Annotated in this window: 27 protein-coding genes; 20 read left to right on the forward strand and 7 right to left on the reverse strand. The window is 64.4% G+C overall.

The genetic code is table 11. From position 1 onward, the window contains the following. Nucleotides 1-214: 214 nt before the first annotated feature. The 4 genes from RXV90_RS14225 to rpe all read right to left on the reverse strand — a co-directional run bounded on the left by RXV90_RS14225 (nt 215) and on the right by rpe (nt 4,096). Entirely contained in the window at nt 215-1,801 is a 1,587-nt protein-coding gene (locus RXV90_RS14225; protein WP_316649468.1) for an ABC transporter substrate-binding protein, read from the reverse strand. A gap of 151 nt (nt 1,802-1,952) precedes the next feature. After that, nucleotides 1,953-2,105, reverse strand: coding sequence for a hypothetical protein (locus tag RXV90_RS14230; protein ID WP_316649469.1), 153 nt, complete (start codon nt 2,103-2,105; stop codon nt 1,953-1,955). Between the two features lie 589 nt (nt 2,106-2,694). Continuing rightward, nucleotides 2,695-3,408: a class I SAM-dependent methyltransferase gene (locus RXV90_RS14235; protein ID WP_316649470.1), complete on the reverse strand. Its 714-nt coding sequence runs from the start codon at nt 3,406-3,408 to the stop codon at nt 2,695-2,697. Nucleotide 3,409: 1 nt separating this feature from the next. After that, nucleotides 3,410-4,096 (reverse strand): ribulose-phosphate 3-epimerase, encoded by a 687-nt coding sequence (rpe, locus tag RXV90_RS14240; protein ID WP_316649471.1) that lies wholly within the window; start codon nt 4,094-4,096, stop codon nt 3,410-3,412. A gap of 462 nt (nt 4,097-4,558) precedes the next feature. Here rpe and RXV90_RS14245 point away from each other — a divergent pair, with 462 nt between their 5' ends. The 9 genes from RXV90_RS14245 (at nt 4,559) to RXV90_RS14285 (ending at nt 13,434) form a co-directional block, all read left to right on the forward strand. Beyond that, nucleotides 4,559-4,930, forward strand: a complete 372-nt coding sequence (locus RXV90_RS14245) for a hypothetical protein (protein WP_316649473.1) — start codon at nt 4,559-4,561, stop codon at nt 4,928-4,930. 157 nt (nt 4,931-5,087) lie between these two features. Next, on the forward strand, nt 5,088-5,324 hold the full coding sequence (locus RXV90_RS14250) for a hypothetical protein (protein WP_316649474.1): 237 nt from the start codon (nt 5,088-5,090) through the stop codon (nt 5,322-5,324). Nucleotides 5,325-5,451: 127 nt separating this feature from the next. Continuing rightward, nucleotides 5,452-6,519, forward strand: coding sequence for a deoxyribose-phosphate aldolase (deoC, locus tag RXV90_RS14255; protein WP_410482371.1), 1,068 nt, complete (start codon nt 5,452-5,454; stop codon nt 6,517-6,519). Beyond that, nucleotides 6,516-6,818 (forward strand): hypothetical protein, encoded by a 303-nt coding sequence (locus tag RXV90_RS14260; RefSeq protein ID WP_316649476.1) that lies wholly within the window; start codon nt 6,516-6,518, stop codon nt 6,816-6,818. Before deoC ends, RXV90_RS14260 begins: the two co-directional genes overlap by 4 nt. A gap of 10 nt (nt 6,819-6,828) precedes the next feature. Further along, entirely contained in the window at nt 6,829-9,174 is a 2,346-nt protein-coding gene (locus RXV90_RS14265; RefSeq protein WP_316649478.1) for an aldehyde dehydrogenase family protein, read from the forward strand. Next, nucleotides 9,164-9,697, forward strand: coding sequence for a hypothetical protein (locus tag RXV90_RS14270; RefSeq protein ID WP_316649480.1), 534 nt, complete (start codon nt 9,164-9,166; stop codon nt 9,695-9,697). Before RXV90_RS14265 ends, RXV90_RS14270 begins: the two co-directional genes overlap by 11 nt. 77 nt (nt 9,698-9,774) lie before the next feature. Continuing rightward, complete coding sequence (locus tag RXV90_RS14275; RefSeq protein WP_316649481.1) at nt 9,775-10,440, forward strand: 50S ribosomal protein L25/general stress protein Ctc; 666 nt, start codon at nt 9,775-9,777, stop codon at nt 10,438-10,440. A 133-nt stretch (nt 10,441-10,573) separates the two neighbouring features. Beyond that, on the forward strand, nt 10,574-12,595 hold the full coding sequence (locus tag RXV90_RS14280) for a M3 family metallopeptidase (protein ID WP_316649483.1): 2,022 nt from the start codon (nt 10,574-10,576) through the stop codon (nt 12,593-12,595). Next, the gene (locus tag RXV90_RS14285) at nt 12,592-13,434 is read left to right on the forward strand and encodes an inositol monophosphatase family protein (RefSeq protein WP_316649485.1); all 843 of its coding nucleotides are present in this window, start codon (nt 12,592-12,594) and stop codon (nt 13,432-13,434) included. Before RXV90_RS14280 ends, RXV90_RS14285 begins: the two co-directional genes overlap by 4 nt. Here the strand turns inward: RXV90_RS14285 and RXV90_RS14290 are convergent. Then, entirely contained in the window at nt 13,421-13,804 is a 384-nt protein-coding gene (locus tag RXV90_RS14290; RefSeq protein ID WP_316649486.1) for a VOC family protein, read from the reverse strand. The two genes, RXV90_RS14285 and RXV90_RS14290, sit on opposite strands and share 14 nt — an antisense overlap. 208 nt (nt 13,805-14,012) lie before the next feature. Here RXV90_RS14290 and RXV90_RS14295 point away from each other — a divergent pair, with 208 nt between their 5' ends. The 5 genes from RXV90_RS14295 to RXV90_RS14315 all read left to right on the forward strand — a co-directional run bounded on the left by RXV90_RS14295 (nt 14,013) and on the right by RXV90_RS14315 (nt 18,072). Beyond that, nucleotides 14,013-14,939, forward strand: coding sequence for a glutathione S-transferase family protein (locus RXV90_RS14295; protein WP_316649487.1), 927 nt, complete (start codon nt 14,013-14,015; stop codon nt 14,937-14,939). Between the two features lie 48 nt (nt 14,940-14,987). Then, complete coding sequence (locus tag RXV90_RS14300) at nt 14,988-15,827, forward strand: class I SAM-dependent methyltransferase (RefSeq protein ID WP_316649488.1); 840 nt, start codon at nt 14,988-14,990, stop codon at nt 15,825-15,827. Between the two features lie 31 nt (nt 15,828-15,858). Next, nucleotides 15,859-16,839, forward strand: coding sequence for an ABC transporter permease (locus tag RXV90_RS14305; RefSeq protein ID WP_316649489.1), 981 nt, complete (start codon nt 15,859-15,861; stop codon nt 16,837-16,839). 1 nt (nt 16,840) lies between these two features. Then, nucleotides 16,841-17,809 (forward strand): ABC transporter permease, encoded by a 969-nt coding sequence (locus RXV90_RS14310; protein ID WP_316649490.1) that lies wholly within the window; start codon nt 16,841-16,843, stop codon nt 17,807-17,809. An 89-nt stretch (nt 17,810-17,898) separates the two neighbouring features. Next, on the forward strand, nt 17,899-18,072 hold the full coding sequence (locus RXV90_RS14315) for a hypothetical protein (protein WP_316649491.1): 174 nt from the start codon (nt 17,899-17,901) through the stop codon (nt 18,070-18,072). A gap of 15 nt (nt 18,073-18,087) precedes the next feature. On the opposite strand, the gene RXV90_RS14320 is transcribed toward RXV90_RS14315, so the two are convergent. Continuing rightward, the gene (locus RXV90_RS14320; protein ID WP_316649492.1) at nt 18,088-18,489 is read right to left on the reverse strand and encodes a hypothetical protein; all 402 of its coding nucleotides are present in this window, start codon (nt 18,487-18,489) and stop codon (nt 18,088-18,090) included. Nucleotides 18,490-18,606: 117 nt separating this feature from the next. Further along, entirely contained in the window at nt 18,607-19,398 is a 792-nt protein-coding gene (locus tag RXV90_RS14325) for a phytanoyl-CoA dioxygenase family protein (protein ID WP_316649493.1), read from the reverse strand. Between the two features lie 209 nt (nt 19,399-19,607). Between RXV90_RS14325 and RXV90_RS14330 the strand changes: the two genes are divergently transcribed. The 6 genes from RXV90_RS14330 (at nt 19,608) to RXV90_RS14355 (ending at nt 24,743) form a co-directional block, all read left to right on the forward strand. After that, nucleotides 19,608-20,588, forward strand: coding sequence for an ABC transporter ATP-binding protein (locus RXV90_RS14330; protein ID WP_316649494.1), 981 nt, complete (start codon nt 19,608-19,610; stop codon nt 20,586-20,588). Further along, nucleotides 20,585-21,550: an ABC transporter ATP-binding protein gene (locus RXV90_RS14335; RefSeq protein WP_316649495.1), complete on the forward strand. Its 966-nt coding sequence runs from the start codon at nt 20,585-20,587 to the stop codon at nt 21,548-21,550. The genes RXV90_RS14330 and RXV90_RS14335 overlap by 4 nt, the downstream gene beginning before the upstream one ends. A gap of 288 nt (nt 21,551-21,838) precedes the next feature. After that, nucleotides 21,839-22,321: a VOC family protein gene (locus tag RXV90_RS14340; protein ID WP_316649496.1), complete on the forward strand. Its 483-nt coding sequence runs from the start codon at nt 21,839-21,841 to the stop codon at nt 22,319-22,321. A 66-nt stretch (nt 22,322-22,387) separates the two neighbouring features. Continuing rightward, the gene (locus RXV90_RS14345) at nt 22,388-23,260 is read left to right on the forward strand and encodes a branched-chain amino acid aminotransferase (protein ID WP_316649497.1); all 873 of its coding nucleotides are present in this window, start codon (nt 22,388-22,390) and stop codon (nt 23,258-23,260) included. Then, complete coding sequence (locus tag RXV90_RS14350; protein ID WP_316649498.1) at nt 23,260-24,222, forward strand: NAD(P)-binding domain-containing protein; 963 nt, start codon at nt 23,260-23,262, stop codon at nt 24,220-24,222. The genes RXV90_RS14345 and RXV90_RS14350 overlap by 1 nt, the downstream gene beginning before the upstream one ends. Nucleotides 24,223-24,287: 65 nt before the next feature. Continuing rightward, nucleotides 24,288-24,743: a universal stress protein gene (locus RXV90_RS14355; RefSeq protein ID WP_316649499.1), complete on the forward strand. Its 456-nt coding sequence runs from the start codon at nt 24,288-24,290 to the stop codon at nt 24,741-24,743. The last annotated feature ends 3 nt before the right edge of the window (nt 24,744-24,746 follow it).

Here is a 24,746-nt window from a genome sequence, read left to right on the forward strand (position 1 = left end):
TCCTCCCAGACAGGATGAATCACAAATCAGCTCCAACAGGAATCCCCGCGATTCAGGTTTTCAGTCGGATGCTTTAAGGCGCAGCCTTCCACGCTTTTCAGCGCCCCGTCGCGAAAGCGGCGGGGTGCTTTCGTTTCCGGGAACTGCCAGCGTACAAAAAGCAAAGGCCCCGGCGGATCACTCCGCCGGGGCCCTCATGTCTTTCAGGCCAGCCTTACGAGGACTGCCAGGTGAAGTACTTGAACTTCGGCTGGTCCTCAGGGTCGACTTCGATCCCGACACCGCTCTTCATCCCCCAGTTCAGCACCTGGTGGTGGATCGGGATGTAAAGCACCTCGTCCTGCACAACGTCCCAGATTTCCTGGATCGTCGCGTTGCGTGCGGCGAGGTCAGTGTTCGAGGCCAGGCTCACGATCTTCTCGTCAAGCTCGGGGTTGGAATAGCGGGTGCCGTTCCACGAGCCATACTGATCGCCCTTGGTGTGGACAAGGAAGTTGAAAATGTATTCCGAGTCGTAGGTCGGTACGCCCCAGCCCAGCATGTAGAAGTCGGTTTCGAGGTTGTTGATCAGCGGGAAGTGCTGAGCCTTCGGTTTGGCGTCGAGGTTCACCGTGATGCCGATCTGGGCCAGCATGCCGACAGCCGCCTGGCAGATCGCCTCGTCGTTGATGTAGCGATCGTTCGGGCAGTCGAGCTGGATCGAGAAGCCGTCGCCATAGCCCGCTTCCTGCATCAGGCCCTTCGCGGTCTCCAGGTCGGTTGCGGCCATGCCGTCCATCTCGGCCGTCCAGCCGTTGACGAAAGGCGGTGCGATCATGCCGGCGGGCTGCGATTGACCACGCATCACGACCTGGCGGATCGCGTCGCGATTGATCGCCATGTTCACCGCCCGGCGCACGCGCACATCGGCAAACGGGTTCTTGCCGTCGACATTGTCGTTCGCGATATCGGCGTCGCCCGAATTCATGCCGAAGAAGATCACCCGGTTCTGCGGGGCGGTCTTGACGACAAGGCCATCGGCGTCGGCCACCCGGCCGAGATCCTGCACCGGCACATCCTGGATGAAGTCGACTTCACCCGACAGAAGCGCGGCAACGCGGGTCGCGGCGTTCTGGATCGGGGTGTAAACGATTTCGGTCACTTCGAGCGGGAACTGGCCCTGGCCCCAGTAGCCGTCGAACTGGGCGAGGACGGTCTTGACGTCAGGCTCGCGGCTCACCAGGCGGAACGGGCCGGTGCCGTTGGCATTGGTGGTGGCGAAGGTCGTTTCCCCGCCTTCGAAATCCTGCACCTTCACCGTGTTGTTCGCCTCGGTCCAGCCCTTGTCCATGATGAACAGGTTGGTGAGGTTGTTGGGCAGGATCGGGTTCGGGCCGTCCGTGACGAATTCGATGGTGTAGTCATCGACCGCACGGATCTCGACGATGGAGTTCAGAAGCTCCTTCATATCCGAATCGTCGGTCTTGGCGCGCTCGAACGAGAACACGACGTCTTCCGCCGTCATGTCCGCACCGTCGTGGAACTTCACACCCTGTCGCAGATTGAAGACCCAGACATTCGGATCGTCGGCCTTGGGGGCCCAATCCGTCGCGAGAGCAGCCTCGAAGGCGCCAGACGTGTCGCGAATGATCAGGGGTTCATAGATCTGGTGCGCAACCGTGTGGGTCGGGCCTTCGTTCTGCGCATGAGGGTCAAGCGTCAGAGAGTCGCCTGCACGTGCCCAGCGAATGGTTTCAGCCGATGCGGCTGCAGCGGTCATTGCAAGCACCGAGGCCGCCAGCAAAAGGTGGCGTGGTTTCATGTATAGTCTCCCTTGATACGTTTTTGTTCTGGCGCGCGATTATCGTGAGGCGCGCCGGATTGGCAAGCCACCCGCCTTCACGATTGCGGTGACGTAGGGTCGGGCAGTGGTCAGACCGGCGTCATGCGCCGCCTGGAAAGCCCTCCGGGGATCAGACTGACCCCTGGAATCGCGGGATGCGGCTCATGTGCCGTTCCACGAAACGAAGGAACATGAAGTAAACGCAGACCTCGAAACACCCGAAGGCAATGAATTCGATCAGCATGCGCCCGAATTGCAGCCAGAGATGATCGAGAATTTCCATTGCCTACTCGCCAGATACGGGGTGTCGCGGCCTCGGAATACCGCCGGCCGGTGTCCGCCGCAGGGCACAAGAGAGGCACCCCCGGTCAGAATTCAGGGCGATATCGGGGAATGGCGGCCAATCGGAAACAGGCGTTTCCGGTCCGCGCACATGCAAATCTCGGGATTCAAGCCACCAGACACAGGGCGTTCGCATTGTCGGGGTGATGATCCTGCCCTTTTGCCCCGGGACGACACTTGCCGCCCCGGGCTACATTTCGCAAATGGGCACTCACCACAGTCACTCGTTACACCGGCCATACGCATAGCGCCGGCTTCACTCGTTACACCGGACTCCCAACAAGGGATGACACTCGCCCGGCTGCACACACTTTACTCACTACACGTATAATTAAATAATCTAATTCGTCATTAGTTGGACAGAACTAACCGCAAATGGGGGTGTTTTCGGGTCTCATTGCGCTCAGTGATGGAACAATCGGCAGGAATCGAACGAATTGCCCCGGCAACCCGCGCAATGCGTAGCAAAGCGCCCATCAATCCGGTCGATTTGAGGGTGCGAATCCGTATTCCCGGCACCCAGGATCAGTTCAGCTGAAAGCCCGCCCAGGAAAGAACGCCAGAAGCTGATCGTCCTCGTCGTCTATGGCGTGAACCATAGGCATCGGCATGAACGGCGGGCGGCGCATGTTCATCGCGGTAAACGGCGTCGCGCGCGGGCAATCTGTGGCGATCGCATAGCGCATGCCGTCCGGCGGGTTCGCGCGCACGGTCGGATCGTGGGTCAGCGCCACGAGATGCGCCTTGCGCCCGATGTTCTTCTTTATCGCCGCGGCGTCGCCGGACCAGAGGTGATTCATTGTCCGCCGGCAGACGATAAGATCGGCTTCCGGGAAGTTGTGAAAGCGCGCATCGCCCATCTCGAAAGACCAGTCCTCGCGGTCGGCGAACCGAATGCGGTTCGCCCGCACGATGTTGGGTGAAATGTCGTAACCGCGAAACAGAAGCGACCCGGCCGGTGCATCGCCAAGAACCAGCGGCCACCAGTCCATGTCACCGCAGGAGACATCGATGATCTTGCGTATACCCCTGTCGCGGATGAACGATCTCAGGCCCCGGATCATCGGCGACCGCACGTCGAGCGGTTCGGGCCCATGCCCCTTTTCCGCGAGCCGCAGGTTGCGGACGCGCACCCTGTCCCATGTCGCGGCAAGATCGGAGCGGGGCTCGATCGACCCCGTCGTTCGGCCGATCCGGCGACGGCGCCGCGTCAGGCGAGGGTTCGGGTTACGCTCGATCGCCATGTCATTGCCCCATCGCCGCGGCGCGGATCGCCGCGATGTTCCGGCCATAGGCGCCCGGATCATCGACACTGCCACCGTTGAAGACAGCGGAGCCCGCGACAAGCACGTCCGCACCAGCCTCGGCTACGGAAAAGGCCGTAGCGGGGCTGATCCCGCCATCGACCTCTATGTGGATCGGCCGCTCGCCCACAAGCGCGCGGGCCTGACGCACCTTGTCGGTGATAGCAGGCTGAAACTTCTGGCCCCCGAAGCCCGGGTTGATCGTCATCACGAGGATCAGGTCGACTGTGTCCAGTATGTATTCGAGGACCGAGACCGGTGTGGTCATGTTCAGCGCAACGCCCGCTTTTTTGCCCGCATCGCGCACCGACTGAAGCGAGCGGTGAAGGTGCGACCCGGCTTCGGCATGTATGGTGATCAGATCGGCCCCCGCCCGTGCGAAATCGCCTATATAGGGATCGGCGGGCGAGATCATCAGATGCACATCCATGAACGTCGATACGTGGGGCCGGATCGCGGCGACGACGTTTGGCCCGATCGTCAGGTTCGGCACGAAGTGTCCGTCCATTGGATCGACATGGATCCAGTCCGCCCCTTCTGCCTCCACCGCCCGGATTTCTGCCCCGAGATTGGCGAAGTCCGCCGAGAGAATGGACGGCGCGATCTTGACGTTGCGATCGAAACCCATGTCAGCTCCTTGCCCCTTTCCCTGCCTCTAACGCCAGTGCGCGCGCTTGTCACCTCTCTGAAGACGCCCGGGCGGCTTCCAAGCGGCGGGCCGCACAGGAAATGGGCACCTGGGCAGGACTCGCTGGCGAAGGCGCTCTGCCCAGACGGACAGCGCGACTCACTTGGTCTCCTTGCACGCCACCTGCGCGGCCGTTTTCGGGCTAACCTCCTCACGATACTGAGAGAATCCTGACGAAACGCACACGGCGCCTCGCGGCGCCGTGTGCTCTGTTTCAGGATCCGGCACCTGCACAGCGCACTGTGCGCACACGCACCCATCTCGCGCAAATCTCACGTGTCCGTGCGTTGAAGAGAGGCCGCAACTCCCCCAGCTTTATCCCATCGGAGGCGCAATCCTCCCACCCAAATCCACTCCGGCGGGGCCGCCTCAGGCCCCCGAGACCAGAAAGGAACCAGACCCATGAAGACCCTCGTTCTTGCCACCGCAACCGCCATGGCCCTCTCCGCCCCCGCGTTCGCCGACACCTATGACGGCGCAGGCTCGCTCAACGAATTCGTCGCGCGCCACTTCGCCCAGGATCACGAGCCCGGAGACGGCCCCCGCTTCTTCCGCCAGAAGGTCGGCCAGACGACCGTGACGATGTCGACCTCGAACCGCGATCTCAACCACGTCGTCCGGTCGCATTTCGCCCAGAATCACGAACACGGCGACGGCGCCCGCTACAAGCCGGGATCCGACCAGTCGAGCACAGTTCTGTCGACCAAGAACAACGACCTCGCGCGCTTCGTCTTCAACCACCTGAAAAACGAAGGCGAGCGCGGCGACAACTAAGCTGCCCCGCTGTCCGGTCAAAGTCCCCCCTCGCCGGACAGCACAGCCCAGAAACCGGTGCCACCTGGCCCCTCGGGGCACCGGTTTCACCCCACCCCTCAGGCATCGGCCCGGATCCCGGGGACACGCCATTCTTCCAGAAGAAAGGACACCTGAGATGAAACGCCTATTCGCAATACACCTTCTCGCCTTTGCCCTCACCGGGCCCACCGCCGCCCTCGCAACCTCCGGCAACGCCCCGGATCCATCTCCGGCGGCGCGGGAGGCGGGCACCAACAACCGCATCGTCATTTCCGTCTCCGGCCGCCAAGGCGGCAGTGTGGCAGCCTATGCCCGCTGGCATTTCGCTCAAGACGGTAAAGGCGAAGGCAAACGCCGGTTTGCCAGGGACTGACGCGACGGTTCCCGCAGGACGTTCCGGCCGGTCAGGGCTCTCTGCCATTCGCAGGGGGCCCTGTCTGTTTCGCCTCAGGCAAAAGAAAATTTGACCAAATGGTCAATCTTGTATTTAGCGGCCGCCCATGCGATCCTCCGGCCTTGAGTCCTGCTCACCAAAGGCGCCCCGACTTCCCGTGTCCCAGACAACTCCAGATACCGTGGCGCATGACGCCGCCCTCGCCCCCGGTCCCGGATTGCCGCAGCTTCACGAACCGCGCAACGCCGGCCTTCCGCTCGATCTCGACTGGGTGCGCGCGGTCCAGGCCAACACCTCCGCGATCGAGCGCCGCGCGGCCACGATCGGCACCCGGCGTTCGGTCAAGAAAGACTGGCAGGCGGCATGGCTTCTGCGCGCGATCACCCTGATCGACCTCACCACCCTTGCGGGTGACGACACCGAGGGCCGCGTGCGGCGGCTTTGCGCGAAGGCGGTGCAGCCGGTGCGGCCCGATCTGCTCGAGGCGCTCGGCATGGGGCCGATCACCACGGGCGCAGTCTGCGTTTACCATGACATGGTGCCGACGGCGGTCGACGCGCTGAAAGGAACCGGCGTTCCGGTCGCAGCAGTCTCGACGGGCTTTCCCGCCGGGCTTTCCCCTTTCCCCCTCCGCGTGCAGGAAATCCGCGAAAGCGTTGCCGCAGGCGCGTCCGAGATCGACATCGTGATTTCCCGGCGCCACGTCCTGACCGGGAACTGGCAGGCGCTTTATGACGAGATGGTGGAGTTTCGCGCGGCCTGCGGCCCCGCACACGTGAAGGCGATCCTAGCCACCGGCGAACTTGGCACGCTCCGGAACGTCGCGCGCGCCTCTCTCGTTGCCATGATGGCCGGGGCCGATTTCATCAAGACTTCAACCGGCAAGGAAGGCGTGAACGCCACATTGCCAGTCAGCCTCGTGATGATCCGCGCGATCCGGGACTATGCCGAACGCACCGGGTTCAAGGTGGGCTACAAGCCCGCAGGCGGGATCTCCAAGGCGAAGGATGCGCTCGTCTACATGGCGCTGATGAAGGATGAACTGGGCGACCGCTGGGTCAGACCCGCTCTCTTCCGCTTCGGCGCATCCAGCCTTCTGGGCGACATCGAACGCCAGCTCGAACACCATGTGACCGGGCGGTATTCGGCCAGCTACCGGCATGCGATGGGATGAGCGGGTTTGAAGAAAAATGGCGCAGCGCCGCGCCGGACTATTTCGAAAACTTCGCCGACGGTCGCTATGACGAACGCGCCTATCTCTGGTTCATCTATCCGAAGGCCGAAATCCACGAATTCGACGATGGCGCCGCCCTTGTCTTCGGACGCGCGGGCGGGGATGGCATCGAATTCGCGTTCCGCCACGATCACCCGGGGATCTGGGCCTATTACCCGATCGAAGCGGAATGGCGCGCCGTCGCGCCTGACATCGGAACTTTTGAACAGGAATGGCTTTCGGGCCGGCTGACAGTGTGAGGCTGCACGCATGAACGTCCCAGAGATCTTCGAAACCCTCGACTACGGCCCGGCGCCGGAGGGCGATACCGAAGTGCAGGCCTGGCTCGAAAGCCACGGGCGGCGGTTCGGCCACTACATCGGCGGCGGCTGGACGGCGCCGGGCGACACCTTCGAAAGTCGCAACCCCGCCACCGGCGCGGTTCTGGCCGAGGTCAGCCAGGGCACGGAAGCGGATGTGGATGCGGCGGTGGCCGCCGCCCGCAAGGCCTTCCCCGCCTGGTCGCGCCGCCCGGGGCCCGAGCGGGCGCGCGTTCTCTACGCTCTGGCTCGTCTCGTGCAGAAGCAATCGCGCCTCTTCGCCGTGCTCGAAACCCTCGACAACGGCAAGCCGATCCGCGAATCCCGCGACATCGATATCCCGCTGGTCGCGCGCCACTTCTACTATCACTCGGGCATGGCGCAGCTTCAGGACACGGAACTGCCCGACCGCCGACCGCTTGGCGTCTGCGGCCAGGTGATCCCCTGGAACTTCCCGCTTCTGATGCTCGCCTGGAAAATCGCGCCCGCGATCGCCATGGGCAACACGGTGGTGCTGAAGCCCGCCGAATACACCTCTCTCACTGCCCTCCTTTTCGCTGATCTTTGCCGCGAGGCGGACGTGCCGAAAGGCGTAATCAACATCGTCACCGGCGACGGGCGCACAGGGGCCGCGATCGTCGAGCATCCGGAGATCGACAAGGTCGCCTTCACCGGCTCCACCCCCGTGGGCCGCCGCATCCGCGAGGCGACCGCAGGCACCGGCAAGGCGCTGACGCTCGAGCTTGGCGGCAAATCCCCCTACATCGTCTTCGACGACGCGGACATGGATTCGGCCATCGAGGGCCTCGTGGACGCGATCTGGTTCAACCAGGGGCAGGTTTGCTGTGCAGGCTCGCGCCTTCTCGTTCAGGAAGGGGTGGCGGAGCGGTTCTACACCCGCCTGCGCGCGCGGATGGACAAGCTTCGCATCGGCGATCCGCTCGACAAGGCGATCGATATCGGCGCACTCGTCGATCCGGTGCAGCTTCAGACGATCGCCGACATGGTCACCGGCACGCCCGGCGAGGTCTATCACGCGCAGATCCCGATGCCCGAACAGGGATGCTACTACCCGCCGACGCTCATCACCGGCCTGTCCACCTCCGACAGGCTGATGCAGGAAGAGATCTTCGGCCCTGTCCTCGTCGGCATGACGTTCCGCACGCCGGAAGAGGCGGTGGCACTGGCCAACAACACCCGCTACGGTCTCGCCGCCTCGGTCTGGACGGAAAACGTGAACCTCGCACTCGACATCGCGCCGAAGCTCGCCGCCGGTGTTGTGTGGGTGAATGCCACGAACCTCTTCGATGCGGCTGCCGGCTTCGGTGGCGTGCGCGAAAGCGGCTTCGGGCGCGAAGGTGGCTGGGAGGGGCTTCTGGCCTATACCCGGCCCAAGGGAAAGACGACGGCGCTGAAGCCCCTTGCGGCCAACCCCGCCCCGAAGGAGGCCTCGGTCGACAGCCTGGACCGAACGGCAAAGCTTTACATCGGCGGCAAGCAGGCGCGCCCCGATGGCGGTTACTCCCAGGCGGTGTGGAGCGCGAAGGGCAAGCTTCTGGGCCACGCGGGCCTCGCGAACCGGAAGGATCTCCGCAACGCGGTGGAGGCGGCCCACGGCGCGAAAGGCTGGTCGAAGACGACCGGGCACCTGCGTGCGCAGATCCTCTACTACATTGGCGAGAATCTCGAAGCCCGCGGGGTGGAGTTCGCGGGGCGCCTCCGCGATCTCACCGGCGCCAGTGCGGCGGCGGCGAGGGCCGAGGTCGCGGCCTCGGTCGACCGGCTGTTCACCTGGGCGGCCTGGGCTGACAAGCATGACGGGCGCGCCAAGGGCGTGCCGATCCGGGGCATCGCGCTCGCCATGAACGAACCGGTGGGCGTGATCGGGGCCTTCGCGCCGGACGAAAGCCCGCTTCTCGGGCTCGTTTCCCTCATCGGGCCGGCGATGGCGATGGGCAACAGGCTCGTCGCGGTGGCGTCCGAACCCTATCCCCTCGCCGCGACCGACCTCTATCAGGTGCTCGACACGTCGGATGTTCCCGGGGGCGTCGTGAACATTCTCACCGGCTCGCACACCGAACTCGCGCTGCAAATGGCGGGGCACATGGATATCGACGCGGTCTGGTCGTTCTCGTCTTCGGACCTTTCCGGCGTCGTCGAGCGCGAGGCGGCGGGCAACCTCAAACGCACCTGGGTCAATTACGGCCGCGCACGTGACTGGACGCTGGCATCAAGCGCCGAGTTCCTGGCCCATGCCACCGAGGTGAAGACGATCTGGGTTCCGTATGGCGAATAGGGCCGCGGCCCTTGTGATCGCTCTTGGTCTGCCGGTGGCGGCGCTGGCCGAAGCACCCCAGCCGGGCGAGGACGCCGCACGCCTCGTCGGACAGGTTTCCGAAGCCCTGTTCGATCTGCTCCCGACCGAGGATCACGCGAACGCGCGGGCCTTCTTCACGCCGGAGTTTGCGGAACTGCTGTCCGAAGAAGAGTGGAACGGCCTTCGCAAAAGCCTTCTGGCAGAGGCTGGCGCTATTCCACGCTACCGCGCCCACGCGCTCAGCTTCTATCCCCAGGCCGATCAGCTGATCGCCGCCGTCGATTTCTCGGGGCCGGGGGAGAACGGAACGGCGATCTGCGGCTATCTCGTCTGGTCGATGCCCACGGACGATCGGATCGGCCTGTTGCGGATCGAGGAATCCGTGGCAAACCCCGCCCTCATGCGGCAGATGCAGCCGGAAGAGGCCACCCAGGCACTTCTGTCATGGCGCTGTCCGCCCGACGTAATCGCAAGCGTTTTAGGTCTTCCCAAAGCCGAGTGAGGCCACTATAGACGCGGCTTCCGGGCGGGTCGTACACCCTTGGAGGACGCCGCCCCTACATTGATGGAGTAAGACCAATGGCTGGTGAGATCCCTGATCTCCACGCCCAGGTCCGGACGGGGACAGGCAAGGGGGCCGCCCGTCAGGCTCGCCGCAACGGCGACGTACCTGGGATCGTATATGGTGGCGGCACCGATCCGCTTCCGATCAACATCCCCTTCAACGAACTTCTGAAGAAGCTGAAGCAGGGCCGGTTCCTTGCCACGCTCTACAACATGAAGGTCGAGGGTCACGACGACGTTCGCGTCATCTGCCGGAACGTACAGCGCGATGTCGTGAAGGACCTGCCCACGCATGTCGATTTCATGCGGCTGAAGCGGACGACGAAGATTAACCTCTTCATTCCCGTCGTGATCACCGGCGAAGACAGCGCCCCCGGCCTGCGTCGCGGCGGTGTTCTGAACCTCGTGCGCCCGGAAGTCGAACTTGTGGTGACCGCGGGCGATATCCCCGAAAGCATCGAGCTGGACATCACCGGCCTCGACATCGGCGATTCGGCCACGATCTCCGGCGCCCAGCTGCCGGCCGGCACGAAGCCGACGATCGACCGTGATTTCGTGATCGCGACGATTTCCGCACCCTCGGGCCTGGCCAGCCAGGACGACGAGGACGAGGCGGAGGCGCCCGCCGCCGACGAAGTCCCCACGACGGACGCCGCGGACGAGGACGCGACCGAAGAATAAGCCGCTCTGCGGTCTGTTCTGTGAAGCAGGGGCCCCGGGGCCCCTGTTTTCGTTTCCGCACCCGCGACTCTGGGCCGGGGGGCTTCGCTCTCCCCCGAGGATGCACTAGCTAAGGGTCAAAGGAGTGCCCTCGATGACCAACCCCCTCTTGCGCGACTGGAACGGCCCGTTTGGCCTGCCGCCCTTCCTCGAGATTTCCGACGATGATTTCGCGCCAGCGGTCGACGCGGCCCTGGGCGAGGCCCGCGCCCGGATCTCCGCCATCGCCGATGCCCCCGAACCGCCCACCTTCGCGAACACCATCGAAGCGCTGGAACTGGCTGACGACACGCTCTCCCGCATCCTCGGCGTATTCTACACCCTCGCCGGAACCGACACCAACGAGGCGCGCAACGCCCTTATGCGGGCTTTCTCACCAAAGCTTTCCGCCTACGGCTCGGAAATCACCATGAACCGCGCGCTGTTCGAGCGGATCGAAACGCTTTGGCAATCCCGCGACAGCCTCGGGCTGACACCCGAACAGCACCGCGTCCTGTTTCTCACGCGGCGGAGCTTCATCCGCGCGGGTGCCAAGCTCGAGGGTGAGGATCGCGAACGCCTGACTGTCGTCAAGGAACGCCTCGCCGTGCTAGGCACCGAATTCGCACAGAACCTTCTGACCGACGAAGCCGATTGGTCGATGGAACTGGCGGAGGAAGATCTCGAAGGGCTGCCCGCATTCGTCACCGCTGCCGCACGCGCGGCGGGGGCCGAAAAGGGCGCCGACGGCCCGGTGGTGACACTCTCGCGGTCCCTCGTCGTGCCCTTCCTGCAATTCTCGCCGCGCCGCGACCTGCGCGAACGGGCCTACGAAGCCTGGGTATCGCGCGGTGCCAACGGGGGCGACACCGACAACCGCGACATCGCCGCGGAAATCCTGAAGCTGCGGGAAGAGCGCGCGCGGCTTCTGGGCTACGACAGCTTCGCCGCCTACAAGCTCGAAACCGAGATGGCGGGCACACCGGGCGCGGTGCGCGATCTGCTGATGCAGGTCTGGCAACCCGCCCGCACCCAAGCGCTCCGCGATGCCGACGCGCTTGAAGAGATGATGCATTCCCACGGCGTCAACGGCCGCCTCGAAGCCTGGGACTGGCGGTTTTATTCCGAGAAGCGGCGCAAGGCGCTCCACGATCTCGATGAGGCAGAGTTGAAACCTTACCTGCAGCTCGACAGGATGATCGAGGCCGCTTTCACTTGCGCGACCCGGCTGTTCGAGCTTGAATTCGCGGCGGTCGAAGTGCCCCTTCACCACCCGGATGCCCGCGCTTGGGAGGTGACGCGGAACGGCCGACACCTGGCCATCTTCGTTGGCGATTACTTCGCGCGCAGTTCGAAACGCTCGGGCGCCTGGTGCTCTGCCATGCGATCGCAAAAGAAGCTCGGCGGCGACGTCCGGCCAATTGTCCTCAACGTCTGTAACTTCGCCAAACCCTCCGCCGGTGAACCCGCGCTATTGAGCTACGACGACGCCCGCACCCTCTTCCACGAATTCGGCCACGCGCTGCACCAGATGCTGTCCGACGTAACCTACGAATCGATCTCGGGCACATCGGTCGCCCGCGATTTCGTCGAACTGCCCTCCCAGCTTTACGAACACTGGCTTGAAGTGCCCGAGGTGCTTGCAGAATTCGCCACCCATGCCGAAACCGGCGCGGCCATGCCGGCCGATCTTCTCGACAGGCTTCTGAAAGCCGCGACATACGACATGGGCTTCCAGACCGTCGAGTATGTGGCCTCGGCACTGGTTGATCTGGCGTTTCACGATGGTCCCGCCCCCGCCGATCCGATGGCGAAGCAAGCAGAGGTTCTGGGTGAGATCGGGATGCCGCACGCGATCCGGATGCGCCACGCCACCCCGCATTTCGCCCATGTCTTCGCAGGCGACGGATATTCCTCGGGTTATTACAGCTACATGTGGTCGGAGGTTATGGATGCCGACGCCTTCGCCGCCTTCGAGGAGGCCGGGGATCCTTTCGATCCGGCGATGGCCGAACGGCTTGAGGCGCATATCCTCTCGGTTGGCGGGTCGGAAGAGGCGGACGCGCTCTACACCGCCTTCCGCGGCCGGATGCCCGGACCCGAGGCGCTTCTGCGCGGCCGGGGGCTCATGCCATGAGCCGGTTCGGTTCCAAAGAGGAAGAGGCGCTCATCGAAGCGGTGCGCGCCGTTTCCCGCGCCGAAATCCTGCCCCGCTTCCGCGCTCTGGGCAGGGCCGAGGTCGACAGCAAGAGCGCCCCGGACGATCTGGTGACGATCGCCGACAAGGCGGCAGAACACGCGATCGGGGCCAGAGTCGCCGAGATCCTGCCTTCGGCCAGGATCATCGGGGAAGAGGCCGTGGCGACGGATGCAAGCCTTCTCGACGGGATCGCCCACCCCGGCCTCACCGTGATCATCGACCCGATCGACGGGACATGGAACTACGCCAACGGCCTTTCAACCTTCGGTGTAATCCTCGCGGTGGTCGAGGATGGCGAAACGATCCTCGGGCTTCTTTACGATCCCTCGGGCGACGACTGGATCGTCGCCCGGAAGGGCGATGGGGCGTGGTACGACGGGGCCAACCGGAGGGCCGAGAAGCTAACGGCCTCCGCCGCGCCGCCCAGGCTTGACGAAACGATGGGCTTCGTCGGCCTCTACCTTTACGGGAAGGCCGATCAGGCACGGATCGCGGCCACTCTGCCGGAATTCCGGCGCACCTATTCGCTTCGCTGTTCCTGCCACGAATACCGGATGATGGCCCAGGGACGCGCGGATTTCGTGCTGAACGGGATGCTGAACCCGTGGGATCATGCCGCGGGCGTGCTGGCGCTTGAAGAGGCGGGCGGGGTGGCGCGTCTCTTAGACGGCACGCCGTACCGCCCCACGATGACCGATGGGCTTCTTCTCACTGCCGGGAACGCCGCGCTCTGGGACAGGCTGGCGGATCTCTGGTCCCCGCTCAATCGTAGCTGACAACCTCCACTTCGATGCCGTCGCGATCATTGAAGTAGAATCGCCGCCCCGGCTCGTAATCGGCATGGCTTCTGGGGGCGAAGCCTTCCGCCTCGACCAGCCGCTCCGTCGCATCGAGATCGTCGACCACAATGGCCAGATGATTGAACCCGCCGACATGGGCATAGCTCGACCCGACCGCCGCCTTCGGAGCACCCGGAGAATACAGCGCGACATAGCGATCCGCATCCCCCACATGCACGGTGTAGCCGTCGGAGATCGCCGGGCCTTCCCAGCGGACATGCCAGCCGAACACCCGCTCCATCCACCTCGCGGTGGCGGCAGGATCGCTGACGGTGATGTTCACGTGTTCGAGGGTCGCGTTGGGCATGATGATATCCTTTCTTCAAGATCGGAGAGCAGGATGCGTCCTCAAGTAAACTTGAGGTCAAGGTTTAAGTCGCGATATATTCCAGTGCGTTACGCGCCTCGATACCTGAAGGTGTGCACAGGCGAACGGGTGCTCCGCAGCCTGGCGCAGTTGACCGCGCGCCCCGCCCTGCCACATTGCCTCGGCGTGACCAGACAGGAGCCGCCCCATGGGTCTGATGATCGAAGGACGTTACCTGACCGAGGATCCAGGGCCCGACACCCAGGCCGATGGCGAGTTCAAACGCCAGCGCGCCAACATACGGCACCAGATCACAAAGGACGGTCCCTTCACGCCTCAGATCGGCCGTTATCACCTCTATGCCGCGTGGAACTGCCCATGGGCGCACAGGGTTCTTCTGGTGCGCGCCCTCAAGGGCCTCGATCTCTCGGTGTCCTACGCCCGGCCACGCCGTACCGATCAGGGCTGGGTCTATGACGCAGAGGGGCCCTATTGCGATCCGCTCATGGGCGTCGCCGCCCTCCACGAGGCCTATGCCCGCGCCACTCCGCCCTATACCGGCCGCATCACCGTTCCTCTTCTCTGGGACAGGGAATCCGACAGCGCCGTCTCGAATGAAAGTGCCGAGATCGTCCGCATGCTTGCCCGCGAATTCGACGGCGGCCCCGATCTTTCACCTCCCGGGCTGGAGCCCGAAATCGACCGCTGGAACGCCCTGATCTACGAAACCGTCAACAACGGTGTCTACCGCACGGGGTTCGCCCGGACGCAGGAGGCTTATGACCGCGCGGTGACGGAAGTCTTCGACACGCTCGACCGGATCGAGGCGCATCTCGACACCCACCGCTGGCTTCTGGGGGAACATTTCACCGAGGCGGATCTGCGCCTCTTTCCCACCCTCGCCCGCTTCGACGTGGCCTACCACTACGCATTCAAGTGCAACATCCGGCGGCTCACCGACTACCCGAACCTCTGGGCCTATGCGCGCGAGATCTACCAGATGCCGGGCGTCGCCGGGACTGTGCGCTTCGACATCTACAAGCAGGGCTATTTCTCGCAATCGGAACTGCGCAATCCCCTCGGCATCGTCCCGGCGGGCCCCGAGATCGACTGGACGATCCCCCACGGACGTTGACGCTGAAGCGCGCGGGAGGGCATCCTGCGCGAAAACAAGGGGGACAGCATGACGATTTATGACGGCTTCGCCGAACTCGAACGCACGGGCTGGACCAACCCGGAAATCGCCACGGGCTACATCGACATGTTTTCGTCCGCAAGCGACATGGCGGTGCCCGCGGTGGTCTCGCGGATCCCCGGAACGGCGCGCGTGCTCGATCTGTGCTGTGGCCAGGGCAACACCACGCTGGCGCTTATCGACGCGGGGCACGATGTGGTCGGCGCCGATTTCTCGACCGTCATGCTGGAGGAGGCCCGGAAACGGCGGCCCGATGCCACGTTCATCGAGGCCGATGCACAGGATCTGCCTTTCGCGGCGGAATGCTTCGATGCCGTCACAAGCACCTTCGGCCTGATGCATGTGCCCGATCAGCCGCGCGCCCTGCGGGAGATTGCCCGCGTGCTGCGCCCGGGCGGGCGGCTCGTGATGTCGGCATGGGCCGGGCCAGCGCATTCTGCCGCATTCGGCATCCTCTACCCCGCCGTCATGCAGAATGCGGATCCCTCCGTCACCATGCCGGAACAGCCCGATTTCCACCGGTTCGCGGATGAGGATACCGCCAGCGGCCTTTTCTCCGAGGCCGGGCTTGGCCTGTCGTCGATCGAACTGGTGCCCTGCCACTGGGATATGGACGATCCCGCCCGCTTGTTCGAGATTTTCCTGAGGGGCGCCCCCCGTGGTGGCAGCCTTCTGTCGCGGCAACCCGAAGAGAACCGCAACGCAATTCGCAACGCGATGACCGAAGCGGTGCGAAGCCGCTGCGCCCATGACGGTGGTTACCGGGTGGAAATTCCGGCAGCCGTGATCGTCGCCACGCGAGACGAGGTGCACCCGCCCCTCCCTTGACGTCCGACGCGGGGCGGACCACAAGTTTGGGATGCTCGCCTATGTCATCCGCCGCGTGCTTCAGTCGCTCCTCGTCCTTCTGGTCGTGGGCCTTGTCGCCTTCTCGATGTTCCGTTTCGTCGGCGATCCGATCGACAACATGCTTGGGCAGGAACGCACCCAGGAAGACATCGAACGCCTGCGCGCCCAACTCGGCCTCGATCAGCCGTTCCCGGTGCAATACCTGCGCTTCCTCGAAGGCGCGGTGCAGGGCAATTTCGGCGTAAGTTACCGCCAGGGTCGCCCGGTCGCGGAAATCATCGCCGAACGCGCGCCCGCCACCCTCGAACTCGCCGCCGTCTCTGGGTTTCTCGCAATTTCCATCGGCATCGCGCTGGGCGTCTTCACCGCCATCCGACGCGATGGGATCGCGTCGAACGTTATCATGACCGTGTCACTCATAGGGGTCAGTCTGCCCACGTTCCTCATAGGCATATTACTGATCTACATATTCTCTGTTGAGCTCGACCTGCTGCCATCGTTCGGGCGCGGAGATACGGTCGATCTGGGATGGTGGACGACGGGGTTCCTGACCGAAAGCGGGCTCAGGGCACTGATACTGCCCGCGATCACGCTGGGCCTCTACCAGATGACGCTGATCATGCGCCTCGTCCGATCCGAGATGCTGGAGGTGCTTCGGCAGGATTACATCCGCTTCGCCCGCGCCCGTGGCCTGAAGGAACGCGCAGTCAATTTCCGCCACGCCCTCAAGAACACGCTGGTTCCGGTGATCACGGTCACCGGCCTGCAACTCGGCTCGATCATCGCCTTCGCGATCATCACCGAAACCGTGTTTCAGTGGCCCGGTGTCGGCCTTCTCTTCATCAACGCGATCCAGTTTGTCGATATCCCCGTCATGGCGGCCTACCTGATGCTGATTTCGGTGATGTTCGTGGCGATCAACCTGATCGTCGATCTTCTCTATTTCGCGATCGACCCGCGGCTTCGGGCCGACCGGGCGGGGGCGCACTGACATGACCGACGCCCCAATCGACAGCGCCCGCCGCGCCACCGCCGCCGCCGCGGAGCCCTCGGCCTGGGCCCGCTTCCGGGCTTCCGATTTCTTCTGGAAGTTCAAGCGCTCCCCCGTCGCCGTCGTCAGCTTTTCGGTAACGGTGATCCTTGTTCTTGCGGCGGTACTTGCCCCGCTCATCGCGCCTCACAACCCGTTCGACCCGGCCAGCCTGAACCTGATGAACGGGTTCTCGGCCCCGATGCAGCCCAACGCCTTCACAGGGGATGTGTTCTGGCTGGGTACCGACGATCAAGGGCGCGACGTGTTTTCGACGATCCTCTACGGTATGCGGATCTCGCTTTTCGTGGGCTTCTCCGCGGTCCTTTTTGCGATGGTCCTCGGCGTCCTTCTCGGCCTTCTCGCGGGCTATGCGGGCGGCTGGACCGAGACGATCATCATGCGGATCGCCGACGTCCAGCTTACCTTCCCGGCAATCCTCGTCGCCATGCTGATCTTCGGCATCGCGAAGGGATTCACCCCTGTGGAATACCGCGATCAGATGGCAATCTGGGTGCTGATTATCGCCATCGGCTTGTCGGACTGGGTGCAATTCGCCCGGGTCGTGCGCGGCGCGACGCTGGTCGAGAAGAACAAGGAATACGTGCAGGCGGCCAAGCTCATCGGCCGGTCGAGCCCGGCGATTATGCTCAAGCACATCCTTCCGAACGTGCTGTCCCCGGTCCTCGTCATCGCCACGATATCGCTCGCGCTTGCGATCATCGCAGAGGCCACGCTGTCCTTCCTCGGCGTCGGCGCACCGCCCACCCAGCCCTCGCTCGGTACGCTCATTCGCATCGGGCAGGGATTCCTCTTCTCGGGGGAGTGGTGGATCCTGTTCTTCCCCGCCGCGACGCTTCTGGCACTGGCCCTTTCGGTGAACCTTCTCGGCGACTGGCTCCGCGACGCACTGAACCCGCGCCTGAAATAGGCCACTTCGTGAATTGACCGCGGTCAATGACCGCTGCGGCGGGCCCCGGCAAGACTGGCTTTCCGACACTGATACGGAGGACCCTTGCCATGGAAACGTCCCAAGTCATGGAATACGCCCGCTCGCTCTATGCCGCCCATGGCGACAAGGCCGAGGCGGAGGCCGCGCAGAAAGCACAGGCAGCGGGCACACCCGAAGAAGCCGACACCTGGAAAGCGGTGCGCGCCGCGATCCGGCAACTGCGCGGGCCGAACGCCAGCTGACGCGACGCGCGGAGGTTACTCGCCCCGCGCCACTTCGCTTCGGAGGATCGCGTCCGCCTCACACTCCGCGAAGGCATATGCGGCCTCGGCATGGTCCCGTGCGTCGCGCGCCGCCGCAATCGCCGCATTGGCGCGCCGGTTCGCCGTATTGGCATGGCGGTCGGCGGCCAGAACGTAGGCCTGAAGCGCATCGGAATAGGCCGCGACGTCCCGCGCATACGCAGCGATGACATCGCGCGGACAGTTCTCCTGTTCGGGCGATGACAGTCCCGCAAGACAATCGGGCAGAACGGGCCGCAGCGCAGGGTCAGGCGGTGCGGGCGCGGTCAGAGGTTCGGGCCCGACAATATCCAGAGGAACAGGCGCCACGCAGTCCTGCGCAAGCGCGCTCTGCGGCAGAAGCACCGCCAATGTCATGAGCAAGGCCCGCCTCACGTCCCATTGCCCCCATACCCAAGCGTAGGGAGCGTACTGCAAGACCCGGTGGCCTTGCAATTGCTGGAAAATTCGCCGATCCGGGCGGAAGGCCTAAACCTATGACGTGCCCTGCGTCTCGATATGCAGGCGGTCGAGCTCATGCCAACGCGCCACCGTCTCAGGCGCGAAATTCGCCGTGGCCGGCACATCCCGCATGAAATGCCCGTAGCGATCCTCGCCCCGGACAAGCATCACGGAATCGCGGTCATGTTTCGTCTGTCGCACATGGGGCGCGATGTACTGAACGTTAAGCCCGATCCGCCTGTCATCTGACCGGTTCGGCATCGACGCGTGCAACACCCATCCATGGTGAAACGACGCCTCTCCGGGTGCGAGCGGGCAGATCACCGAGTGGCCCTCGTCCACCCCGTGCACCGTCTGGCTTTGAAACAGCACGTTGTCGGCATCCTCTCCCGTTTCATGCTCCAATCGGCCGGCCAGATGACTGCCGGGCACCATCCGCATGCAGCCCGACACCTCCGTCGCCGGCGACAGGGCAAGCCACATCGACACCTGTGCGTCATCCGATAGGCCCCAATAGGTCAGATCTTGATGCCAGCTGACATGGCTCGCCGTGTGCGGTTCCTTGATGATGTAGGTGACATCGTAAAGCAGGATGTCCGGGCCGATCAGCGCCTCCACGACATCTAGGACGCGGGGATGCGTTGCAAGCGCCAGCGGAGAGGTCATCACCGTGTGAAGCTTCGCCTTGTAATGAAGTGGTCCCTGTTCGGCCTCCGCCTTTTCCAATGCCCTGCGATGGGTTGCCGCCTCGGCCCCGGTCAAGACCGGAATGCCCGATATGTAGCCGTCCAGCCGGTATCGCGCGGCCAGCCCGTCCAGATCCATGATGCGCCTTCCTTCGCCCGAACTCCGCTTGCAAGTTTCGCGCCGTCCGGGATTGTCCGTCTAGGGCCTACCGCGACAATGTCATGGCGCAATCGGCCTCCGGCGGCCTGCAATGCTCCCTCCAAGGGTGACCCACGGATGGTCAGAACCGCTTGCCCTCGCCCTCCCGACTATCCAATAACGGGAAAACGCCTGAAACGAGGGGTCCCTTGAGCGATACCGTCCTGTCCGTCCGCGATCTCGTCGTCGAGATCCCCACGCGCCACGCCGTCCTGCGTCCCGTCGATAAGGTGTCATATGACATCCGCAAGGGAGAGATCCTGGGTGTCGTGGGTGAATCCGGCGCGGGCAAGTCGATGACCGGAAACGCAGTCATCGGCCTTCTCGACCGGCCGGCCCGGATCACCGGCGGCGAGATACACCTCAATGGCCAGCGGATCGACAACCTGTCGACCAGCCAGATGCGCCGCGTACGCGGCAAAGAGATCGGGATGGTCTTTCAGGATCCGCTCACCTCGCTCAACCCCCTCATTCCGATCGGCGATCAGCTATCGGAAACGATGCTCGAACACCTCGACATCACCCGCACCGAGGCCCGGGAACGCGCAGTCGCCGCGTTGGAAGAGGTTGGCATCCCCGCCGCGCGCGAACGGATCGACAGCTACCCGCACGAGTTTTCCGGTGGGATGCGGCAGCGCGTGGTCATCGCGCTCGCGCTTTGCGCCGAACCTTCGCTCGTGATCGCCGACGAACCCACGACCGCCCTCGACGTCTCGGTGCAGGCGCAGATCATCGCACTTCTGAAAAGGCTTTGCCGCGAACGCGGCACGGCGGTGATGCTGGTGACGCACGACATGGGTGTGATCGCCGAAGCTGCCGACCGCGTGGCGGTGATGTATGCCGGCCGCCTGGCAGAGCTTGGCCCTGTGCGGCAGGTTCTGACCGCGCCGCGCCATCCCTATACCGACGGTCTGATGGGCTCGACGCCGCTCGCCTCGAAGGGCCAGGCCCGGCTGCGCCAGATCCCCGGCGCCATGCCCCGGCTCGGAAGCCTGCCGCCCGGCTGCGCTTTCCACCCGCGCTGCCCCAAGGTGCAGGACAAATGCCGGGAAGATCCCGGCCCGACGCTCGACACCTGCGACGGCCGCGCCGCCTGCTGGTTCCCGATCCTGACGGAGGCCACGGCATGAACGCCCTCGTCCGTGTCACCGGCCTCACCCGCATCTTCGACGTCTCGAAGCCGTTCCTGAACCGCGTGATCGAACGGCTGCCCAAGGCGCTTCTCACCGCCGTCTCCGATGTCTCCTTCGAGATCCCGGAACGCCAGGTCTATGCCCTCGTCGGCGAAAGTGGTTCCGGCAAGTCCACCATAGGAAAGATGGTCGTGGGTCTTCTTCGGCCATCGGACGGCGTCGTCGAGATCGAGGGTGTCGACCTCGCCTCCGAAACCGATCCGGCGAAGATCGAAAAGGTGCGCTCCGACATCCAGATGATCTTTCAGGATCCCTTCGCATCGCTGAACCCGCGCTGGAAGGTGCGCGATATCATCGCCGAACCGGTCGCGGCACGCGGCGGCGACACCAAGGGGCTGGCCGAGAAACTTCTCGAACAGGTGGGGCTTTCGGCGGAGGATGCGGGCAAGTTCCCGCACGAATTCTCCGGCGGGCAGAGACAGCGGATCTGTATCGCCCGCGCACTCGCCTCCGAACCCCGGCTTATCGTCTGCGATGAACCCACCTCGGCGCTCGATGTCTCGGTTCAGGCACAGGTACTGAATCTGATGTCGGATCTGAAAGACGAATTCGGTCTCACATATCTCTTCATCAGTCACGACCTCACCGTGGTACAGCACATGGCCGACACGATCGGCGTGCTCTATCTCGGGCGCCTGGTGGAAGAGGCCGCACCAGATGATCTTTTCGACGACCCCAAGCACCCTTACAGCCAGATGCTCCTGGCCGCGGCCCCGAAGATGGATGGGTTCGGGCGCGAGGTCGATCCGCCCAAGGGCGAGATTCCCGATCCGATCAACCCGCCACCGGGCTGCGCCTTCCACCCGCGTTGCCCGATCGCCGTGGATCGCTGCAAGCGCGAACGCCCTGAACTGCGTAAGCTGCGCGGGGCGCGGGTGGCCTGCCATCGCGCCGAATAGCTCGCCCCACCGTCATAAATCGGAATCCTTCCCAGGCTAACCTGCGTATCAGGGCCGCTCACCTGTCCCGCAGCGGCCCCGACAGATGCGACCGGGCTTTACCATTGTCCCCGTATGGTGGGGCGTCGTGCATCCGACGTGCCCCGTCCGCGCACCTGTCTGGTGGTACATGTGCCAAGATCAGTACCCCGAATCCCCCGGCGGCCCGCCGGGGGACTTTCGATCCGGCAAGGCGCATGTGCGCCGGCAGGCCTTTCACGTGGTGTTCCGACCGCCCATAGTCTTCCGATGACCTACAGAACCGATCCCCGTACCGCCGTCGGGCACATCCACCTTCGCGTCTCGGATATCGACCGGGCCATCACCTTCTATTCCGAGGTCATGGGATTCGAGCTTCAGCAGCGCTACGGCGCAGGGGCCGCCTTCCTCTCGGCGGGCGGCTATCACCACCACATCGGCCTGAACACCTGGGACAGCAAGGGCGGCAGCGCCCCGCCCCCGGGCCATACCGGCCTCTATCACGCGGCCTTCCTCTACCCCGACCGCGCCGCCCTGGCGCGAGCCCTCAAAGCGGTGATCGAAGCGGGCGTCCCAATCGATGGTGCCGCCGATCACGGGGTCAGCGAAGCGGTCTATTCTCGTGATCCCGACGGAAACGGAATCGAAATCTACCGCGACCGGCCCGAAGCCGAATGGCCCCGCGACGCGACCGGGGCGCTTCGCATGGTCAACGATCCGCTCGATTTGAAGGCCCTGCTCGAAGAGGCCTGACACCCGGTCTGGACAGCCCGCTCCCCGCCCCCTACGGTCCGCCCGTCAGGGAGCGAGGCAGACAGAATGGCCGTCGGCACAGGCATCCGCACATATTTCGAAGGCCGCTGGCATGACGGCGACGTGCCGATCATGCGGGCGGCCGATCACGGCTCTTGGCTCGGCACCACCGTCTTCGACGGCGCGCGCTATTTCGACGGCGTAGCCCCGGATCTTCGCGCCCATTGTGCACGGGTCAATGCCTCGGCCACGGCCCTCATGATCACGCCGACGGTGACGGTGGACGAGATGGTTGCCATCGCCCGGGAGGGGCTCAAGCTCTACCCGAAAGACGCCGCCGTCTACATCCGGCCCATGTACTGGGCGATCGACGGCGATCTGACGGCCATCGTGCCCGACGATGGCAAGACCGGCTTCGCGCTTTGCCTCGAAGAGATCCCGCTTGCCGATCCGGGCGCGACGGTGCGCCTCGGCACCACCCGCTTCCGCCGCCCGATCCTTGAAAGCGCCGTGGTCAACGCGAAGGCGGGCTGCCTCTATCCCAACAACGCACGAATGCTCATCGAAGTGCGCGCCAAGGGGTTCCAGAACGCCCTGGTCGCCGACGCCATGGGCAACGTCGCCGAAAGCGCCACGGCGAATGTCTTCATGGTCCGCGACGGCGAAATCCTGACGCCCATTGCCAACGGCACCTTCCTTGCCGGAATCACCCGCGCCCGTCACATGACGAACTTCGCGGCAGTCGGCACTCCCGTGCGCGAAGCGATCCTGACCTTCGACGATTTCCGCGAAGCCGACGAAGTCTTCCTTTCGGGCAACATGAACAAGGTGACGCCGGTGACCGAGTTCGATGGCACGCAGTACCAGGCCGGGCCCGTCGCACGCAGAGCGCGCGAAATGTACTGGGACTGGGCGCTGTCGGAAAAGGGCCTGTCTTGATGGATCGCGAAAACTTCCTGTACCTCTCGGACGCAGCCCTCGAAGGGCTCGAGATTTCACCAGTCACCGTCGCCGACACGATTGAAACCGCCCTTCGCGAAAAGGCAGCGGGGCGCCTGAGAACCGCGCCCAAATCCGTCATTCTGCCCGGCGACGGTCGCTACATGATGTCGACCCTCGCAGTCGGAGAAGCCCCGGCCTTCACGATCCTGAAGGCCGTCTCCGTCTGCCCCGACAATCCCGGCCTCGATCTGCCGGCGATCAACGGATCTATCCTCGTCTTCGATGCGGCGACCGGGCTTCTCGCGGCGCTTCTCGATGCGAACTGGGTGACGGCGGTGCGCACCGCCGCCCTTTCCGCCGTCGCCGCCCGCCGCCTGGCCGATCCGAACGCGCGCTCCATCGCCTTCATCGGCACCGGTGTTCAGGCCCGCAGCCACCTTGCCGCCTTCATGGCGGAATACCCGATCGCCGAGATCCGCGCTGTCGGCCGAGGGCAGAAAAACCTCGATGCTCTCTGCGATCTCGCCCGCTCGAAAGGCCTCGAGGCCACTGCTTCGGCAAGACCGGAAGAGGCGATGCGCGACGCCGACATCATCGTTACCTCCGTCACGCTCGACTATACGATCGAACCGTTTCTCGACGCCCGCTGGCTGAAACCCGGCGCCTTTGCCGCCATTACGGATCTCGGCATCCCGTGGCTTAAAGAGGGTCTTTCCGCCTTCAACCGGATCGCCATCGACGACAGTGAACAGGAGGCGGCAAGCCAGATCCCCCTTGTTCCGGCAGAGCTTGTCTCGGGTGATCTCACCGACCTCGTCACCGGCAAGGTCCCGGACCGCGACCCGTCGCGCCCCGCGGCTTTCGCCTTCCGCGGCATCGCGCTCGGCGATTTCGCGGCGGCGGCGCTTGCCGTCGAAACCGCGACCGAGCGCGGCGCGGGCCTCAGGATAGCCCGCTGATCGCGGCCATGGACAGGGCCCGGCGCTAAGGGCATGATCCGCCTCAGACCACCCGGGAGGGTAAGATGCGCAAGTTTCTCGTTGTCCTCGATGACAGCCGCGAATGCCTGAATGCCATGCGCTTCGCCGCCATGCGCGCCGCGAAGACGGGCGGCGGCGTTCAGGTTCTCTCGATCATTCCGCCCGACGAATTCAATCACTGGATCGGGGTGGGCGACATCATGCGCGAAGAGGCGCGTGAAAGGATCCACGCCCATTTCGACGTCTTCGCCAAGTGGATGCGCGACCGCCAGAACGTCGACCCCGAGCTTGTGATACGGGAAGGCGAGGCGGTGCCCGAAATCCTCGCCCAGATCCGGGAAGATCAGGAAATCGGCGTGCTCGTGCTTGGCGCAGGCATCGACAAGAAGGGGCCGGGCCCCCTCGTCTCTGCCCTTGCCCGCAGCTCGGGCACGCTTCCGGTGCCGATCACAATCGTGCCGGGTGAGCTTTCGAAGGAACGGCTCGAAGCGGTGACCTGAGGC

The organism is Ovoidimarina sediminis, from assembly GCF_032586175.1.
GTDB classification, from domain to species: Bacteria; Pseudomonadota; Alphaproteobacteria; order Rhodobacterales; family Rhodobacteraceae; genus Ovoidimarina; species Ovoidimarina sediminis.